Source organism: Leifsonia sp. Ger2509, assembly GCF_055231915.1.
This window is the reverse complement of sequence record NZ_JBUYVB010000003.1, coordinates 690,193-707,529: the sequence shown is the minus strand read 5'-3', so window position 1 is coordinate 707,529 and position 17,337 is coordinate 690,193. Positions and strand designations below refer to the sequence as shown.

Annotated in this window: 13 protein-coding genes; 8 read left to right on the top strand and 5 right to left on the bottom strand. The window is 67.2% G+C overall.

All coding sequences use genetic code 11. The annotated features are described in order from the left end of the window. Position 1: 1 nt before the first annotated feature. Positions 2–340: a hypothetical protein gene (locus ACV7NN_RS03675; protein WP_463348233.1), complete on the bottom strand. Its 339-nt coding sequence runs from the start codon at positions 338–340 to the stop codon at positions 2–4. Positions 341–451: 111 nt separating this feature from the next. On the opposite strand from ACV7NN_RS03675, the gene ACV7NN_RS03670 reads away from it, so the two are divergent. The 4 genes from ACV7NN_RS03670 to ACV7NN_RS03655 all read left to right on the top strand — a co-directional run bounded on the left by ACV7NN_RS03670 (position 452) and on the right by ACV7NN_RS03655 (position 4,068). Beyond that, a complete protein-coding gene (locus ACV7NN_RS03670) occupies positions 452–1,126 on the top strand; it encodes an O-methyltransferase (RefSeq protein WP_463348232.1) in 675 nt (224 codons plus the stop codon). 88 nt (positions 1,127–1,214) lie between these two features. Continuing rightward, a complete protein-coding gene (locus ACV7NN_RS03665) occupies positions 1,215–1,760 on the top strand; it encodes a PadR family transcriptional regulator (RefSeq protein ID WP_463348231.1) in 546 nt (181 codons plus the stop codon). Positions 1,761–1,765: 5 nt separating this feature from the next. Further along, positions 1,766–3,475, top strand: coding sequence for an ABC1 kinase family protein (locus ACV7NN_RS03660; RefSeq protein ID WP_463348230.1), 1,710 nt, complete (start codon positions 1,766–1,768; stop codon positions 3,473–3,475). 224 nt (positions 3,476–3,699) lie between these two features. Beyond that, the gene (locus ACV7NN_RS03655; protein ID WP_463348229.1) at positions 3,700–4,068 is read left to right on the top strand and encodes a DUF7882 family protein; all 369 of its coding nucleotides are present in this window, start codon (positions 3,700–3,702) and stop codon (positions 4,066–4,068) included. A 24-nt stretch (positions 4,069–4,092) separates the two neighbouring features. On the opposite strand, the gene ACV7NN_RS03650 is transcribed toward ACV7NN_RS03655, so the two are convergent. Together ACV7NN_RS03650 and ACV7NN_RS03645 are read right to left on the bottom strand one after the other, a co-directional pair. After that, positions 4,093–4,782: a 4a-hydroxytetrahydrobiopterin dehydratase gene (locus ACV7NN_RS03650; protein WP_463348228.1), complete on the bottom strand. Its 690-nt coding sequence runs from the start codon at positions 4,780–4,782 to the stop codon at positions 4,093–4,095. A gap of 84 nt (positions 4,783–4,866) precedes the next feature. Further along, positions 4,867–6,342, bottom strand: coding sequence for an MFS transporter (locus ACV7NN_RS03645; RefSeq protein ID WP_463348227.1), 1,476 nt, complete (start codon positions 6,340–6,342; stop codon positions 4,867–4,869). 125 nt (positions 6,343–6,467) lie between these two features. Between ACV7NN_RS03645 and ACV7NN_RS03640 the strand changes: the two genes are divergently transcribed. Genes ACV7NN_RS03640 through glgX form a run of 3 tightly spaced genes read left to right on the top strand, consistent with a single transcriptional unit; the run spans position 6,468 to position 10,785 of the window. Then, positions 6,468–7,112, top strand: a complete 645-nt coding sequence (locus ACV7NN_RS03640; RefSeq protein ID WP_463348226.1) for a TetR/AcrR family transcriptional regulator — start codon at positions 6,468–6,470, stop codon at positions 7,110–7,112. Between the two features lie 55 nt (positions 7,113–7,167). Continuing rightward, complete coding sequence (locus ACV7NN_RS03635; protein WP_463348225.1) at positions 7,168–8,676, top strand: MFS transporter; 1,509 nt, start codon at positions 7,168–7,170, stop codon at positions 8,674–8,676. Between the two features lie 3 nt (positions 8,677–8,679). Next, the gene (gene glgX / locus ACV7NN_RS03630) at positions 8,680–10,785 is read left to right on the top strand and encodes a glycogen debranching protein GlgX (RefSeq protein WP_463348224.1); all 2,106 of its coding nucleotides are present in this window, start codon (positions 8,680–8,682) and stop codon (positions 10,783–10,785) included. A gap of 264 nt (positions 10,786–11,049) precedes the next feature. Here the strand turns inward: glgX and ACV7NN_RS03625 are convergent, their stop codons facing one another. Together ACV7NN_RS03625 and ACV7NN_RS03620 are read right to left on the bottom strand one after the other, a co-directional pair. Continuing rightward, a complete protein-coding gene (locus ACV7NN_RS03625) occupies positions 11,050–12,279 on the bottom strand; it encodes an epoxide hydrolase family protein (protein WP_463348223.1) in 1,230 nt (409 codons plus the stop codon). Between the two features lie 202 nt (positions 12,280–12,481). Continuing rightward, positions 12,482–14,359 (bottom strand): S53 family peptidase, encoded by a 1,878-nt coding sequence (locus ACV7NN_RS03620; protein WP_463348222.1) that lies wholly within the window; start codon positions 14,357–14,359, stop codon positions 12,482–12,484. Between the two features lie 271 nt (positions 14,360–14,630). Here ACV7NN_RS03620 and ACV7NN_RS03615 point away from each other — a divergent pair, with 271 nt between their 5' ends. Next, a complete protein-coding gene (locus tag ACV7NN_RS03615; RefSeq protein ID WP_463348221.1) occupies positions 14,631–17,276 on the top strand; it encodes a hypothetical protein in 2,646 nt (881 codons plus the stop codon). The last annotated feature ends 61 nt before the right edge of the window (positions 17,277–17,337 follow it).

Here is a 17,337-nt window from a genome sequence, read left to right as displayed (position 1 = left end):
GTCAGCGCGACCCGATCCCGGAGCCGATCCAGCCGAAGCCCGGCCGCGCATCGGGCGACGGCTCCGGCTCGTCGAAATGCGGGTTCGCGGCTCCGGGCTGACTCTGCGGCACGACACGGATCCGCGCCGCCGCCACTCCTGCGACGATCGCTGCGGCGAGCAGCACGATGCCGGCGGCGATCAGCGCCCATCCTGCGGCGTTCCCCATCGAGACCATCACGATGCCGACAGGCCCGGTGAGCCACGCGCCGAGACCTGTGAGGCAGGTGAGCGCCACCAAAAGACCGAACCGCCTGCGGCGGCGCTGCACTTTCTCGTACCGGTCCATCAGTGCACTCATCGGAGCGACCCCCTCTGATGTGAATCCAGTGGTGCACGACCCTCTGCAGAAGAGGGGAGACGGGGAATACGATCGCCACAGGCGATAAGCGCGCCACCGAGGAGGCAGCAGATGTCTGATTCGCGTTCGTCCTGGAACGACGTCGACCGGTACCTGATCGACACTCTCGCGGAGGAGGACTCCGCACTTGCAGCCGCGCGTGTCTCGAGTCAGGACACGACGGCACCGGGAATCGAGGTGACAGCCAACCAGGGCAGGTTGCTCCGGATGCTGGCTGAAATGGTCGGCGCGCGTCGCGTCATCGAGTTCGGCACCCTCGCCGGCTACAGCGCCATCTGGTTCGCGCGGGCCGTGGGGGAGGGCGGCCTCGTCACCTCGCTCGAGCTCGAGGAGCAGAACGCGGCGATCGCGCGCGCGAACGCTCGACGGGCGGGCGTCGAAGACCGCGTCGAGGTCCACGTCGGCCCGGCTCGCGACTCCGCTCAGGCCCTCGTCGATGCCGATGTCGAGCCGTACGATTTCGCTTTCATCGACGCCGACAAGCAGAGCACGTTGGACTACCTGCGGCTCGTTCTCCAGCTGACCCACCCGGGCAGCGTGATCGTGATCGACAATGTGGTGCGTAATGGCTCGGTCATCGACGCGGACAGTACGGATGAGCAGGTTCAGGGGATGCGCGCGGCGCTCGCCGCGGTCGCCGCGGATCCTGCGCTCGAGGCGACCGCGCTCCAGACCGTTGGACTCAAGGGGTGGGACGGCTTCGCGGTCATTCGGCGGCTCGGCTGAAAGAAGCCTGCGAGACCTGTCGCGGTGAACGTCAACGATATATCGTTGACTATCGTTCACTATCGCTGGGCGACCAAAGGAGGACATCATGGGCGGATCATTCTCAGCCGGCGGATTCGGAGCCGGCACCCCGGGCGAGGGCATCTGGCAGACGATGGATCAGCTGTTCTCGGCCTTCGAGAAACGGGTGGGCACGCGTGTCGGTCGGGGCGACGTGAGGGCGGCCGTGCTCGCCCTTCTCGCCGAGAAGCCGATGCACGGGTACCAGATCATCCGCGAGATCGAGGAACGCAGCGGCGGCAGCTGGAAGCCGAGCGCGGGCTCGGTCTATCCGACGCTGCAGCTCCTGGCCGACGAAGGCCTGATCACCGTCGAGGAGTCGAACGGCCGCAAGACCTACGCGCTGACCGACGAGGGTCGCGAGGAAGCAGCCGACGCCGACTCGACCGCGCCGTGGGAGACCACGGGGGCGAGCGACGGGCCGGCCTTCAATGCCCTGCCGAAGGCGGGCATCGAGCTCGCTCAGGCCGCAGCGCAGGTGCGCCGGACCGGCTCACCGGAGCAGATCAAGCAGGCCGTCGACGTGCTCGACGAAGCGCGACGGAAGCTCTACTCGATCCTCGCTCAGGACTGACGCGGGTGCCGTCGGCTCGCCAGGAACCGGGTGGACCCCCCGACGAGAGGTCCACCCGCGCCCGCTATCGCCGCATCCTGCGTTTCGCCGGCCGGCAGCTCGCCGTGACGTGGTGGTACGAGTTGTTCCTGCCGCGCATCGGACTCGCGAGGGTCGCAGCCCGCACGCGTCCGAGGCGGATGACGCGCTTCGCCCAGCGCTTCCATGCGCTCGCGGTGGAACTCGGCGGCCTGATGATCAAGGTGGGCCAGTTCATGTCATCCCGGCTCGACGTGCTGCCGCCCGAGATCACGACGGAGTTGGAGGGGCTTCAGGACGAGGTTCCACCCGTGCCCTTCGCCGGGATCCGTGCGCTCGCCGAGGCCGAGCTGGGATTGCCGCTCGGGCGCGCGTTCGCGATGGTCGACGAGGTGCCGGTGGCCGCGGCTTCCCTGGGACAGGCGCACCGAGCCCTGCTCACCCCGACGGATGCGGCCGAAACCGGGCTGGACCAGGTCGTGATCAAAGTGCAGCGGCCGGGCATCGGCGCGATCGTCGATGTCGACCTGGCGGCGCTGCGCAGGGTGGGTGGATGGCTGAGTCGGGTGCGGCTGGTGTCCGACCGGGTCAACATGCCTGCGCTCGTCGAGGAGTTCGCCGCGACCAGCCTCGAGGAGATCGATTACCTGCACGAAGCAGCGAGCTGCGAGCGTTTCGCGACGGAGTTCGACAGCGACGACAGGGTGGCCGTTCCCGCCGTCGTTTGGGAACGCACGACCCGCCGCGTGCTCACCCTCGAAGATGTGACGGCGATCAAGATCACCGATGTCGAGGGACTGCGCGCGGCCGGGATCGACCCGGTGGAGGTCGCACCCGCCTTTGCGGCCGTGATGTTCGACCAGCTCTTCACGAACGGCTTCTTCCACGCCGATCCGCACCCGGGGAACATCTTCGTGACACCGGTCGCCGATGGCGCCGGCGCGCATCCGTGGAAGCTGACGTTCATCGACTTCGGCATGATGGGCGAGGTCACGGCCACGACGCGAAGCGGGCTGCGCAAGCTGCTGTTCGCCGCTGCCGCACGCGACGGCAAAGGCCTCGTGAATGCGATGCGCGACGTGGGCGTGCTGCTGCCAACCACCGAGACGACCGAGCTCGAGCAGGCGATGAAGCAGCTCTTCGCCCGTTTCGGCGGAATGGGCTTCGCCGAACTCCGCGAGGTGGACCCACGGGAGTTCCGCGACTTCGCAGTACAGTTCGGCGAGGTCGTGCGTTCTCTTCCGTTCCAGTTGCCCGAGAACTTCCTCCTCGTCATCCGGGCGATGTCGCTGACGAGCGGAGTGTGCAGCGCTCTCGATCCCGAATTCAACCTCTGGAACTCCATCGAGCCATACGCGACGCAGCTTCTGCGCGATGAGCGCGGCAACGCTGTTCAGGATGTGGCGAAGCAGGCGCTCGAGATCGCGGGCGTCGTCCTTCGCCTGCCGAACCGGGTGGATGCGCTCCTCACGCGGATCGAGGACGGCAACGTCGCAGTTCGGAACCCGCGGATGGAACAGCGGGTGGCACGGTTGGAACGCACCGCGCGGAGGGTGATCTCGGCGCTCCTGTTCGGCGCCCTTCTCATCGCGGGTGCCGTCGTCCGGGCAGAGGATGTGGTGCTCAGCACGGTCCTGATGGTGACCTCAGTGATCCCGCTGCTGTACACGCTGTTCGCGGGTCGGCGGAGTCGCTGATCGCTCCCATCCCGCCCTTTCTGTGAGCACTCGCAGAACGACCCGCCGGGCGAACGATTGAGTGAGCTTTACGCGCGCTGTTAACGTTACCCGAGGGCATTTCGGGTATGCCCTCTCGCGCGCCCCGGGACGGGGACCTGTTCCCCCGGTTCCGGGGCGCGCCCACCCTTTCGGGTTTCCCCGAAATGTAGGCAATTCGACCGGGCGGGAAGCACAATCTAAAGATGGGCACCCTCTATTACGGCAACGACCAGTTCGAGTTCGAGGACCGCCTTCTGGCGCACATGAAACTCGCGATCGTCGCCAAGCTCCTCCGGCACGAGAGCTTCCTGCTGAACTGGACGATCCCGGTCGAGCAAGGCTCGGGCCGGATCAGCGTCTGGGTGAGCCGTGAGTCGCAACTCACGTTCCGATTCGCGGGAAGCCGGCCGCCCGCGATCAACCGCCGGTGGGTCGAGGCACTCGGTCTGAATGCGGCCCGGACGGGAGGGATGCTCGTCATCAGCGAAGACGAGGTCGAGACGGCTTTCGCCGAGCACGGACTGCCGATAGCGGCCCAGACCTCCGAAGGCCAACCGGCCGTTTCGAACTGAGGCCTCGCAGACGCGGCGTCGCGTTCACTCCTCGAGGTCCGGCCATGCGGCGATATCGACGCCGTGATTGTCAGGCGATGCGATAGTCCACCAGCCGTTGTCGCCGCGGTCGTTGGCGATCCGACCGCCAGCGGCGACCGCGCCCTTCACCCGCTTCTCGCCCTCCGTGGCAGGGACGGAAACGTCGATGTGCGTCCGGCCACGCCCGGGTCGCGGGGGAGTCAACTCGTGGAACCACAGGTGCGGCCCACGACGGAGGGGGTCGATGAGGTCCTCGTCGCCGATGCGCTTGTAGCCGAACGCGGCCTCCCAGAACGGCATCGAGTCCACCCCGGCATCCTGCGCAACGGCGATGCCCACGACCATCAGCAGCGACGGATCGGAGTGCAAGCCCATCCGCTGCGCCCGTGCGCTGATCGCAACGGCGAGGTCGGCATCTTTTCGGCTCAGTGCCCCATCGATCCGGGTGAACGTGCGGACCGTGACCCCCTCAGGCCGCACATCCACATCGGGATCGTGACCGACCTCCGCTGCGGCTTCACCGATCGCGGCGACGAATGCGACAGCCTGGCCGAACGACGCCGTGCGATAGAACGTATGGGCGCCCCAGAACAGGATGTGCCAGTCCTCGGTGCCCGGCGTGGCATGGAACTCCTGCGGCATTAGCCGCACGAACTCCTCGTCTCCGTGCTGTTGCGTGTTCGACTCGGTCATCTGGGCCTCCTTTTCGCGCCCTGTCGGCAACGGTTTCGGATGCGCGCCACAATAGCCGGATCCGCCGACAGGAGTGCGGATACCTCAGTCGAGGTCGTCCACTCCGAGGGCGAGCGCCTGCTCGCGCCGCTTGCGCATCGACGGCGCGATCAGCGATGCGATGATCGCGAGGGACGCCACCCCGGCGCAGACCCAGAAGCCGGTGGTGAACCCGTCGTCGAGCGGCAAGCCCTGTGCACTCGCGTTGGACGAGATGATGGCGGCGATCACGGCGGTGCCGATGCTGCTGCCGATCGTCCGGGCGATGGTGTTGACGCTGATCGCCTCGCCGGTCTGCCCGGCGGGGACGCTCTCGATGATGGCGTTCGACATCGCGGCGAACGCCAGGCCGATTCCCGCACCGGTCAGCAGGCCGGAGACGACGACCTGCCACAGCTCTCCGTGCGAGATCGCGGGCAGGATGAACGCCGCGGTGACCAGGATGGCGCCTGCGAGCATCGGCGGCTTCGGCCCTACCCTGCGCACGAGCATGCCGGCGACGGGGCCGAAGACCACCATCATGAGCACCGTCGGAAGCAGGAAGAGCCCGGCCGACGACACCGTCTCGCCGAAACCGTAGCCGGTGATCTTCGGCAGCTGCAGCAGCGTGGGGACGAGCACGAACGTGCCGAACATCGCGAAACCGAAGATGAGGGCCACGAGGTTGGCCGTCCACACGCCACGGACCTTGAACAGGCGCATGTCGATCAGCGGTTCCTTCACGCGCAGTTCCACGAGCACGAAGGCGACCAGGGCGACCGCACCGAGAACGAGGAGGCTGATCGTGCCGCCGGAGCCCCATCCCCACTCTTCGCCCTTGCTGATCGCAAGGAGGAGGGAGACGAGCGACACCGAGAGGATGAGCGCGCCGACCACGTCGAGCCGGCCGGGTTTGCGCACGGGCGATTCGGGCATCCCGAAGATGACGCCGAGCAGAGCGACCACGACGAGGACGCCAGGGAGCCAGAACAGCCACGGCCACGAGAGGTTCTCGACGATGGGGCCGGCTGCGACGATGCCGATGCCGGCGCCCACTCCGAAGATCGCCGAGAGCAGACCGATGGTGACACTGACGCGCTCGTGCGGCAGTTCATCGCGCACGATGCCGATGGAGAGGGGCATGACCGCCCCGGCCGCGCCCTGGAGTGCCCGCGCGATGATCAGGATGCCCAGGTTCGGGGCGAGCGCGGCAAGGACGGTCCCGACGAGGAGCAGCGAGAGCACGACGATGAGGACCCGACGCTTGCCGACCATGTCGCCGAGACGGCCCAGGATGGGCGTCAGCACTGATGCCGATAACAGGTAGGCCGTGATGATCCAGCTGGCGTCGCTGGTCGTGGCGTTCAGGTCTTTGCCGATGGTGGCGAGCGCAGGCGCCACCAGTGACTGCAGGACGGAGAACGCCAGGCCTCCCATCGCCAGGTAGATGACGATGAGCGTTGACCTGTTCTTCACAGGCGTGGCAGTGGGTGTTAGCGCGCGCACGGAGCCGGTGGACGGCTCGTCGATCGTTCGGGACATTTCACTCCGATTGGCTATGTAAACATTTGCTGACTTACGAATCTTAGCGATCGGCGGCAACAAGTCAACTTGCGTTTACATCGCTTCGCGCACAGCGGTAATGTGTCAGGGATGAGAGGACGCGGATGACCACCGGCACGCAGCCCACCACCGCGATCGACGGCGAGACGAGCGCATCCGGTGCCGCGCGGACCAGAGATGCCGCCAACACCCAGCTGCTCCTGCTCCAGGCAGCGCGCCGCCGGTTCGCCCTCGACGGCTATGCCGCCACGACGGTGCGGCAGATCGCGGCCGATGCTGGAGTCAACGTGGCGCTCATCCACCGTTACTTCTCCTCCAAGGAAGGCCTGTTCGAGGCCTGCCTGTCGCGCGCGGTCGAGGGACTCGGCCAGCTGGATTCGAACGGCGGGGTCGCGGACACGGTCGAGTCGGTCGTGCGCGACATCGTGCGGCAGACCAGCGGCTCGCTGAAGGGCGAGGACGGCCTGCAGCTCCTGCTGCTGCTGCGATCCTCCGGCGATGAGAGCGCAGAGCGCATTCGTCGCAACACCTTCCGCTACTTCGCCGAACGGATGGCCGGAGCCGCTGGATGGGACCCGGACGATGCAGAGACTGAGCACCTCATGCTGCGGGCGCAGGTCGCGATGTCGACCGCGTTCGGGATCGTCCTCCTGCGGTCGACCTCTGGGCTCGAGCCGCTGAGCTCCGCGACGGAGACCCAGCTCGGCGGCCCACTTGCGGAGGTGCTCGCGGGGCTATTGGCGCCCTGACCTCCCCACGATCCATCGCAGGCGCAGGCGCAGGCGCGCGGATCACCCGCGGCGGATGATTCCGGCCCCGCGCGATGAGGCGTACGCTGCCAGCATCTTCGAGCTGGGGGGATTGCGACATGGACCGTTTCTCGAGTGCTGGGGCGACCCGGTGACGTCGCCGACCCTGACGCGCACGAAAACCGGAGGGTGGGCGCTGCTGCCGCTGGCGCTGGCGCAGTTCATCTGCTCGTTCGCCGGGTCGAACATGAACGTGATGCTCAACGACATGAGCCGAGACTTGGACACGACGGTTCACGGCATCCAGATCTCGATCACGCTGTTCCTGCTTGTGATGGCCGCGCTGATGATCCCGTTCGGGAAACTGACCGACCAGCTCGGACGCAAAGTGTGTTTCGTCCTTGGGCTCGCTGTCTACGGGGTCGGGGCGATCGTCAGCGCCCTGTCGCCCGGGCTCGGCCTCCTCATCCTCGGCAACTCGATTCTCGAAGGCGCCGGTACCGCCCTGCTGATTCCCCCGGTCTACATCCTGGTGACCATGTACTGGAGGGGTATCGCGGAGCGGGCGCGCGCGTTCGGCATCGTCAGCGCTGCGGGCGGTGTGGGCGCTGCGACCGGGCCACTGATCGGCGGATGGATCTGCTCATACATCAGCTGGCGTGCGGCATTCGGGTTCCAGGCGCTCATCATCGTTGTCATCCTGATCCTGGCGCTGCGGATGAAGGACCCGCGGCCGGCAGAGCCGGGCAAGCCGTACGACGTCGTCGGCGCGGTGCTCTCCGGGCTCGGACTCATCGTCTTCGTGCTCGGAATCCTCGCCGCGGACAACAACCTCTGGCTCTGCCTGGCCCTGATGATCGGCGGCGCTGCCATCATCGCGGTGTTCTTCTGGTGGGTGCGCCGGCGTGAGTCCTCTGGCAAGGAACCGCTGCTGTCGACCAAGCTCTTCCGCGTGCGCGTGTCGAACCTGGGCATGATCACGCAGAACCTGCAGTGGCTGCTGCTCATGGGCACATCGATGCTCGTCGCGAGCCACCTTCAGGTGGTGCGCCACTACGATGCGATCGAGACCGGGATCATCTTCAGCGCGGCGACCGTCGGCATCCTCGGGTCGTCGCTCGCTGCAGGCGCGCTGGTGAAACGCTTCGCGCAGCGTTCGCTGATCGTGACCGGCTTCCTGGTCACGGGCTTCGGCCTGATCCTGCTCCTCATCGTCGGAGCCGTGCCGGGTGCGTGGCCGTTCGCTCCGGGGCTGCTCCTGATCGGGATCGGGCTCGGCGTAATGCTGACGCCAAGTGTCAACCTGGTGCAGTCGGCCTTTCCGGAGGAGCAACAGGGGGAGATCTCCGGGCTTTCGCGAAGCATCTCCAACCTGGGATCGAGTTTCGGGACAGCGATCGTCGGGACTGTGCTCGTGCTGAACGTACACGGACCGCACGACCAGTACGTGCTCGCCCTTGTGCCGCTTCTCGCGGTCTCCGCCATCGGGATGATCGTGGGTGGCTTCCTTCCCGGCCGCAATGCGGTCAGTCCGCACACCGCCTCGGCTGCGACAGCGGGGTAGCCCATGGACGCGCTGCCGGGCTCGGCATACCCGCTGGGGGCCACCATCGACGCGAACGGGACGAACTTCGCCCTGTTCAGCCAGGACGCTACCCGGGTCGAGCTCTGCCTCATCGATCCTTCCGGCGCCGAGTCACGGGTCGAGCTCACCGAAGTGGATGCGCAGGTCTGGCACGGCTACCTGAGGGGCGTGGGTCCCGGGCAGCTCTACGGCTACCGCGTCCACGGCCCGTTCGACCCCGGGGCCGGCCACCGGTTCAACCCGAGCAAGCTCCTCCTCGACCCGTACGCGCGGGCGATGGAGGGAACGATCCAGTGGAACCCGGCACTCTTCTCGTACGAGCCGGGCCACGAGACCACCCTCGACATCGAAGACTCGCGGCCGTTCACGATGCTCAGCGTGGTCGCCGACCCCGCATTCGACTGGGGTGACGATGCTCCGCCGCGCTGCTCATACAGCAACTCGTTCATCTACGAGGCGCATGTTCGTGGTCTGACGATGCTGCACCCTGACATCCCGCCGGAGCAGCGGGGAACGTACGCCGCTGTCGGCCATCCGGCCATCACCGAGCACCTCCGCACGCTGGGTGTGACGGCCGTCGAACTCATGCCCGTGCACCAGTTCGTGAACGACGGGGTGCTGCAGGACAAGGGGCTCGCCAACTACTGGGGCTACAACACGATCGGATTCTTCGCCCCGCACAACGGCTACGCGATGGACCCGACGGGCGGCCACCAGGTGGTGGAGTTCAAGACGATGGTGCGCGCCCTGCATGCCGCCGGGCTCGAGGTGATCCTCGACGTCGTCTACAACCACACGGCCGAAGGCAACCAGTTCGGTCCGACGCTGAGCTTCCGTGGAATCGACAACCGCGAGTACTACCGGCTGAGCCCGGACGACCAGCGCTACTACGTCGACTACACGGGCACCGGCAACAGCCTCAACGTGCGGCAGCCGCGAACGCTTCAGCTCATCATGGACTCCCTGCGTTACTGGGTGACGGAGATGCATGTCGACGGGTTCCGGTTCGACCTCGCATCCGCGCTCGCCCGCGAGTTCTACGACGTCGACAAGCTGTCCACCTTCTTCGAAGTCGTCGCACAGGACCCGGTGGTGTCGCAGGTCAAACTGATCGCCGAGCCGTGGGATGTCGGCGAGGGCGGCTACCAGGTCGGGAACTTCCCTCCGAACTGGACCGAGTGGAACGGCAAATACCGGGACACGATGCGGGACTTCTGGCGCGGCCAGCCCGCGACCCTGGGGGAGTTCGCATCGAGGCTGACCGGGTCATCCGACCTGTACGAGGACGACGGGCGTCGGCCCACCGCGTCGATCAACTTCGTCACCGCCCACGACGGCTTCACCCTCGCGGACCTCGTCTCCTACGAGACCAAGCACAATGAGGCGAACGGCGAGCACAACCGGGACGGAACCGATGACAACCGCAGCTGGAACGGCGGTATCGAAGGGGACACCGACGACCAGGTGATCCTCGCACTGCGCGCCCGCCAGAGGCGGAACTTCGTGGCGACCCTGCTGCTCTCCCAAGGTGTGCCGATGATGCTGCACGGCGACGAGCTCGGCCGCACCCAGCACGGGAACAACAATGCGTACGCGCAGGACAACGAGCTGACCTGGATCCACTGGGACACGGCCGAGAAGGAGCTGGTCGGGTTCGTCGCCGCCGTCTCCCGCCTGCGTGCCGAGCATCCCACCTTCCGGCGCCTGCGCTACTTCGACGGCAAGCCGGTCGACCGCGCGGATGGGGACCCGCTGCCCGACATCGTCTGGCTCTCCCCAGAGGGCAGGGAGATGACGCTGGATGACTGGACGGCGGGATCAAGCAGATCGATCGCGGTGTTCCTGAACGGGGAGAGTCTCGACCATCGGGACTCCGTCGGCCGTCCACTCAGAGACGACGACGTGATCCTGATGTTCAACGCGGACTCGGTGCCGGTGGAGTTCGTGCTGCCGAAACGCGCGGCGTCCGTGCCCTGGGAGGTGCTGCTCGACACGTCCGTCGCCGGGGCGACACCCTCGCCACTGAACGAGACGAGTCTTACGCTCGCCGACCGCTCGCTCGTCGTACTGCGGCGGGGCGGACGGTGACAGGCCGGGTCGCCGATGCCCGGGGGAGCATCTACCGCTCGATCATCGACGACGGTGTGACCGCGGGGAACTTCACTCCGCGGGCCGAGCCTGAGGAGATCGCGACGGCATTGGTCGGTCTGGAGGACGGGCTCGTCATGAGCATCCTCGCCGGCACGCCGTGCTTCGCTCCGACGCCTCCCTCGATGCGTCAAAAAACGCTAGTGCCGCATCGGGCCACTAGCGTTTCTTGACACATAGAGGGCGCGGTCCCGGCAGTGCGGGTCACCGCAGCGTGCGGAACGCGGCCCGGAGCTCCGACGTGAAAAGGTCGGGCTCCTGCCAGGCGGCGAAATGGTTGCCGCGGTCGAGTTCGTTGAAGTAGATCAGGTTAGGGTAGGCCTTCTCGGCCCAGCTTCGCGGCGCCTGGTACAGCTCGTTCGGGAACACCGACACGGCGGCGGGCACGTTAGCGCCCTTGATGTCGAAGAACCCGAGCGTGTTCTCCCAGTAGAGCCTGCCCGAGGACATCCCGGTGTTCGTGAGCCACGTCATCGTGATGTTGTCGAGCACCTCGTCGCTGGTGAGGTTCCCGACGGGGTCGCCCTCGAAAGCCTTCACGATGTCAGCGAGGCTGCGCGTATCGTGATCGAGCATCCATGCGGCGAGGGCGACGGGGGAGTCCGCGAGGCCGTAGAGCGTCTGCGGGCGGTTTCCCATCTCGAGCGCGTAGCCGAGCCCCGTCGTGAAGAGCGAATTGAGTTGGTCGTACGCGCGCTTCTCGTCACCGCTCAGGCCCGAGGGCGGATCGCCCGCGCCGAGAACGTTCGTGGCGAGTGCCTTCGAAAGGTCGGGCGGTAGAGTGCCGGCCATGTTCGAGTGGATGCCCAGCAGGGCGGCGGGAGCCTTCGACCCGATCACATCGGTGATCTGCGCACCCCAGTCGCCGCCCTGGGCGACGAAGCGGGTGTAGCCCAGCCGCTGCATGAGGGCGATCCAGGCGTCCGCGATGTGGATGGGGTCCCATCCTGTCGCAGTCGGCTTCGCCGAGTAGCCGTAGCCGGGCATAGACGGCACGACGACGTCGAACGCATCCGCTGCATCCCCGCCGTGGGCGGGCGGATCCGTGAGGGGGCCGAGCACGTTCAGCATCTCGATGATCGACCCGGGCCAGCCGTGCGTGATGATGAGCGGCAGGGCGTTCGGATGCGGCGACCGCACGTGGAGGAAGTGGATGTCCAGCCCGTCGATCGCCGTCAGGAACTGGGGGACCGCGTTCAACCGGGTCTGGAACCGAGTCATGTCGTACTCGTCGGCCCAGTAGCGGGCGAGCTCCTGGATGGTCGCCAGGGGCACGCCCTGCGTCTGGTCGGAGACGGTCTCGCGTTCTGGCCATCGTGTTGCCGCGAGGCGTCGTCGCAGGTCGTCCACGTCCGCCGGGGAGACCTCGACGCTGAATGGTCTGATCGATTCATCTGCCCCGGTCGCCCCGGATGCAGCGGTGTTCATGGTCATAGCTCTACTCCATTCCCGTGATGATGTGCTTCCACGCGGGGACGGATGAGCGGGCGGGTGGCCGGTGTTCCGGTCGATTCCGTCGTCGACACCCACCGCCCCACGCGGGACAGGCTACGCCCCCACTGAGGGGGCCGGAAGAGAGAGTGCACAGACGAGGGGCCCGGCATCGCTGCCGGGCCCCTCGTGGTGTCAGTACGGACTACTTCACAGCTGTGAGCCATCCGACCCGGGCGCTGCCCCAGCCGGTCTCGCTGTCCCAGCCCGGTCCGACCTTGAGCGTCGTGTTCGTCGTGTTGAACGAACGCACCGAGTACGTGTACCCCGCGGACGCGTCGAGCCCGTTGATGAAGTCGACGCGGATGTTGCCTGCGTCGATTCCCGCACCGGTCACGTCGTGGAATCCAGACGGGTTCGCGTAGATCAGCGGGTTCATCAGACCCAGCCCGTGACCGCTGGCCTGGATCTTCAGCGCCGTCATGCCCGCGAACAGCGGCGAGGCGAGGCTCGTTCCGCCGATCCGGAACGTGCCGTACGCTACGCCTTCAGGGAAGGTCTGCGTCTGTCCGATCAGCATTCCGGTGTTCGGGTCGCCGTCCATCGACACGTCAGGCACGGCCCGGCCGCCGGTCGGGCTCTGGATTCCGGCTGCGACCTGATACCACGGTTCGGCGATGTTCGTCGAGTACCCGCCGCCGCCGCCGTAGAGGAACGGGGTGGTCGGCGACCAGGCGCCGTTGACGAGCGTGTACTTGGTGGTCTGCCAGCCGGTCTCACCGACGACACCCGCCTGGGTGATCGCCGTCGAGGTGCCGCCGACGGCGGTCACGAACGGGTCGGATGCGGGGTAGTCCGTCTGGGCGGAGCCGAGTGCAGCGACCTCGTCGCCGGCGTCACCGGACGAGAACACGTAGCTGATGCCCTGGACCGCGCCCTGGAGGAACGCGAGTTCGTACGCCTGGAGCAGGGACGTCTTCACGACGTCGCCCGCGCCACCCCACGAGTTCGTCACGATGTTCGCGACGCCCTCATCGTTGATGCGGGTGAACGTGTCCAGCAGTTCCTTGTCCTGGCAGTTCTTGCCTGCGTAGTACCGGATATTCGCGTCAGGAGCCATGGCGTGCACGGCCTCGACATCGAGCGTCTCTTCTCCGTACCAGCCGGATGCGTCGCACTTGTTCGGGCCCACCTGGGTGAACGAGGTCGGCAGGTTCTGGCTGAACTGACCGGCCTTGAATGCCTTGTCGCCGGTGTCGGTGGCGTAGCGGTTGGCGTCGGATGCGATCGTGGGCGATGCGTATGCGTCGGTGATGGCCACCGTCACGCCCTTACCGGTGAGTCCGGCACGTGCTCCGGCTTCGTAGGAGTTTCGCAGCTGAGGACCGGTGTACCCGCACGGCGTGTACGGCACGGTCTTTCCCATGAACTTCGGCAGCACCGTTCCGTCCGGTGTGGCCAGCGTGTTCGGGTTCTGGTCTCCGTACCACTTCGAGCAGATCGGCGCGTTCCGGAACCCGGCGCTGGGTGGCGACGGCTTCTGCGTCAACGGCGCGACGACGGTCGCGGTCGTGTCGAGTCCCGAGACGGCGATGACGGATGCTGCCACAGCGTCGGGGGCGCTCGCCTGACCGGTCGGTGCCTGCACCTGTTCGCCATCGTGGCTGAACTTCGAGATGGACACACCGAACGCCTTGTTCGCAGCGCTCACGCTCCCGGTGACGTCGAGGTAGCGGTGGTTGGGGTCGACACTGACCTTGAGGCCCGCACCGGTCAACCACGACCTCACCGAGCTGACGGTGGCCGCCGTCGCGTCATACTTCGCGTGGTACTGGGCCGGCGTCAGGAAGCGATGACTGCTCGATGCGGCGACGGAGGCCGCCTTGAGGGCTGCGAGCCCCCCGTTGGGCGCGAGGTACACACGGGCACTGACCGGGGCAGTCGTGGCGGCGGCACCGAGGTTCTTCCCGTGGGCCAGCCAGCCTGGCGATGAGTTCGGTATGGGTTTCGAGGCCGGGGCGGCGCTGGCAGCGCCCGCTCCCGTGAGCGCCGCGACAACAGCCGCGACAGCTATCAGTGACACACCAAAGGCATGCTTACGCATCAAGGATCTCCTGACGTCGATGTTGGGCGGTCGACGGTCGTCGACGGGCCACTGTGTGCCACGGTAGGACCGAATGTCGTCCGCGACAAGAGTTTCAAGAATGTGAGAAATTATCGCATTTGTCTGGCGGAGGGGTGCGCGCAGCGCTAGCATCAGGATCACCCCAGTTCCGTCCAGGTTTTGATCCGTTTCACGTCACATTCACCGGTCTCGCTTACACGACGCTCGTCGCTGTCTGAAGGGAGCCCGCGTGCGGCGCGTTCTCGCGGCATTCTTCGCCCTGGCGCTGGGCTTGAGCGCGGCACTCTTCCTGGCGATCCCGGCCTCGGCCACCGTGGGCGCCCATCACGGCGACCACGGTTCCGGCTGGCATGCGCCACAGCCGACGAGGCATCCCGTCTCGACGCCGAAACCGACGCCGAAACCGACGCCGACGCCGACGCCGACGCCTTCGCCGACGCCGACGCCGAAGCCGACGCCGTCGCCCGCGCCGACGACGCCGCCCGCCCCGGTCTCGACGCCCGTTCCGCCGAGCTCCGCTCCGGACCCGGCTGTAACGGTTCACAAGCCGCCGACGCAGCCTCCCGCACCGCATCCGACGCCCGCTCCCACCTCGAGTCCGACGTCGACACCTTCTCCCTCAGAGACGCCGAAGCCGACACCGTCGCCCGAGCCGACCCCCCATCCCACCCCCACGCCCGAACCGGGCGAGCACGACGGTGACCACGACCACGATCACGATCACGACCACGACGGCGACCATGATGACGCCCAGGTTCCGCCGGTCTCCTTCAGCTTCTCGCCCGGTGCCATCTCCACGTTCGGCACGCTCCAGCCGGGCGCGAACGGTATCGACCTCTACGCGGTGAGCGGCCAGTACCCCGCCTTCAGCAGCGCGTGCGTCTCGACCTGGTCGGCGCCGGTCTGTCATTTCGGTTCGCTCGCGGCCGGGACGTGGGAGCTCAAGCCGCACTACCCATGGCGCGCGTTCGACGAGTTCTTCAAACTCGGCAGGTCGGTGTATTTCGTGGTCCCCGACGCCCCCGCATTCACCGCCGCCGACAACGGCGACCAGACGGTGACGCTGCAGGGGAGCGGGGTCGCGGGTGATCGCGTCAGCGTCACGAGTTCGGGCGAGCAGGCCTGCGCGGCCACGGTCGTCGACGGGGGCAGCTGGTCCTGCACGACCGGCGCCGTTCAGCCCGGCGGGCACACGTACACGGCGGTCCAGGTCGATCACTCGTCGGGCGGTTCCGGCTCTGTCGACTGCGCGACCTATCTGGCCGGCGGGACATCGTCCCTGTCCGATCCCGTGAGCGTGACCGTCGCGCCGCCGGCCCCGCCCGGCCCGATCACGCTCGACCCGAACAGCTGGTCCTTCGGCATCTTCGGAGTCGACCTCGGCAAGCTGCACCTCGGCGACCGCTTCACGATCAGTGGGCACGGCCTCCCCGCTGCGCTCTCGATCTCGATCGTGTTGCACTCAACGCCCGTGCTCCTCGGGGCGACGACCGTCGGACAGGACGGCTCATTCAGCCTCGATGCGGTCGTGCCGACCGATACGGTGCCCGGAGCACACGACGTCATCGTGACCGTCAGCGGCCCGAACATCGTGACGGCGACGAAGAGCGTCCACGTCACCGTGCTGGCCCCGGCGCCGGCCGTCGTGCCGCCCGGTGTTCCCAGCGCGGAGCCGGTTCCGGTCGCAGCGCCGGTTGTGACGGCAGCGATCGTTTCGCTGCCCGCCGTCATCCCGCCGGCGGTGGTGCCGTTCGTCGCGGTCAAGCCGCCGACCGCTGTCCAGGCGGGGGGAGACTCGCCGGGCACGAAGCCGGATGCGGCGCCAGCGGAGACGAAGCCCGCGACGGTCGCGCCGAACATCCTCACCAACGCCATCCGGTCGATCCAGGACATCCTCGCCCATCCGCAGAAGGTGTCAGCCTCGGTCGCGATCGGGGTCGCCCTCATCATCTTCGCGACGCTGCCCGCGCATCTCTTGAACGCGACGATCTCCGAGCAGTACGAACGGTTCGCGCGGCGCCTGCCGAAGCCCAAGAAGGAGCCGCACTGGCTGGAGGCGGCGACCGCCTGGTTCAATCGCGAGCCCGTCGTCGGCGTGCTCTCCATCGTCGTCGTCACCGCGCTGCTCTTCGGGTTCGCGGATCCGACGTTCGGCTTCACCCTCGCATCCCTCCGCCTCTTCCTCGCCTGCGCGGTCGCCCTGTTCTTCGTCGGCTACGTCGCCAACGCGATCACGCTGGTCATCGCGCACCGGCGCTGGGACATCGATGTGGCCATCAGCGTGCGTCCGCTCGGGCTGGTCCTGACGGTCGTCGGCGTCATCATGTCGCGGTTCCTCCACTTCTCGCCCGGGTTCCTGGTCGGGTTGATCCTCGGTCTGACGATCGCCAGCAGCAAAGCCGTGCAGGCGTCCGCGTGGAAGGTGGTGCTCACGCGCACGCTGATCCTTCTGGGATTCGGCATCGCCGCGTGGGGCGTCTACAGCGTGCTGGCGACCGAGCATGCGACGGAGGAGTCGTTCGGGTCCGCGCTGCTCGCCGAGACGCTCGTCGCCATCACCACCGAGAGCCTGGTCGCGCTGGTCGTGGTGCTACTGCCGTTCCGGTTCCTCGAAGGAGAGCGGATCTACGAGCGGTCGAAGATCCTGTGGGCGGGCGTGTACCTGTTCGCGCTGACGGCTTTCCTCGTCGCGGTCGTCTCGTGGGACGGCAACTGGGAGGTTCTCGGCACGGCCTTCTGGCTCTGGATGGCGGTCGTGGTCGTGTTCGGAGCGTTCTGCCTGGGCGTGTACCTGTACTTCCGGTATTGGGCACCGCCGCTCTACGAAGAGGGCGAACCGGACGACGAACGGGTGCCGATCAGCGACGAGGCGTGATGCGGGAACCCTTGGGCGAGCCTTCCGCTCGCGGGAGCGGAGGACCATACTGGCGGTGACG

What these genes read in the sequence shown, in the direction of transcription:
- ACV7NN_RS03625 (WP_463348223.1), bottom strand. Translation starts at nt 12,279, where the DNA reads ATGACCATGAACACCGCTGCATCCGGGGCGACCGGGGCAGATGAATCG.
- ACV7NN_RS03675 (WP_463348233.1), bottom strand. Translation starts at nt 340, where the DNA reads ATGAGTGCACTGATGGACCGGTACGAGAAAGTGCAGCGCCGCCGCAGG.
- ACV7NN_RS03670 (WP_463348232.1), top strand. Translation starts at nt 452, where the DNA reads ATGTCTGATTCGCGTTCGTCCTGGAACGACGTCGACCGGTACCTGATC.
- ACV7NN_RS03640 (WP_463348226.1), top strand. Translation starts at nt 6,468, where the DNA reads ATGACCACCGGCACGCAGCCCACCACCGCGATCGACGGCGAGACGAGC.
- ACV7NN_RS03645 (WP_463348227.1), bottom strand. Translation starts at nt 6,342, where the DNA reads ATGTCCCGAACGATCGACGAGCCGTCCACCGGCTCCGTGCGCGCGCTA.
- ACV7NN_RS03665 (WP_463348231.1), top strand. Translation starts at nt 1,215, where the DNA reads ATGGGCGGATCATTCTCAGCCGGCGGATTCGGAGCCGGCACCCCGGGC.
- glgX (WP_463348224.1), top strand. Translation starts at nt 8,680, where the DNA reads ATGGACGCGCTGCCGGGCTCGGCATACCCGCTGGGGGCCACCATCGAC.
- ACV7NN_RS03655 (WP_463348229.1), top strand. Translation starts at nt 3,700, where the DNA reads ATGGGCACCCTCTATTACGGCAACGACCAGTTCGAGTTCGAGGACCGC.
- ACV7NN_RS03635 (WP_463348225.1), top strand. Translation starts at nt 7,168, where the DNA reads ATGATTCCGGCCCCGCGCGATGAGGCGTACGCTGCCAGCATCTTCGAG.
- ACV7NN_RS03650 (WP_463348228.1), bottom strand. Translation starts at nt 4,782, where the DNA reads ATGACCGAGTCGAACACGCAACAGCACGGAGACGAGGAGTTCGTGCGG.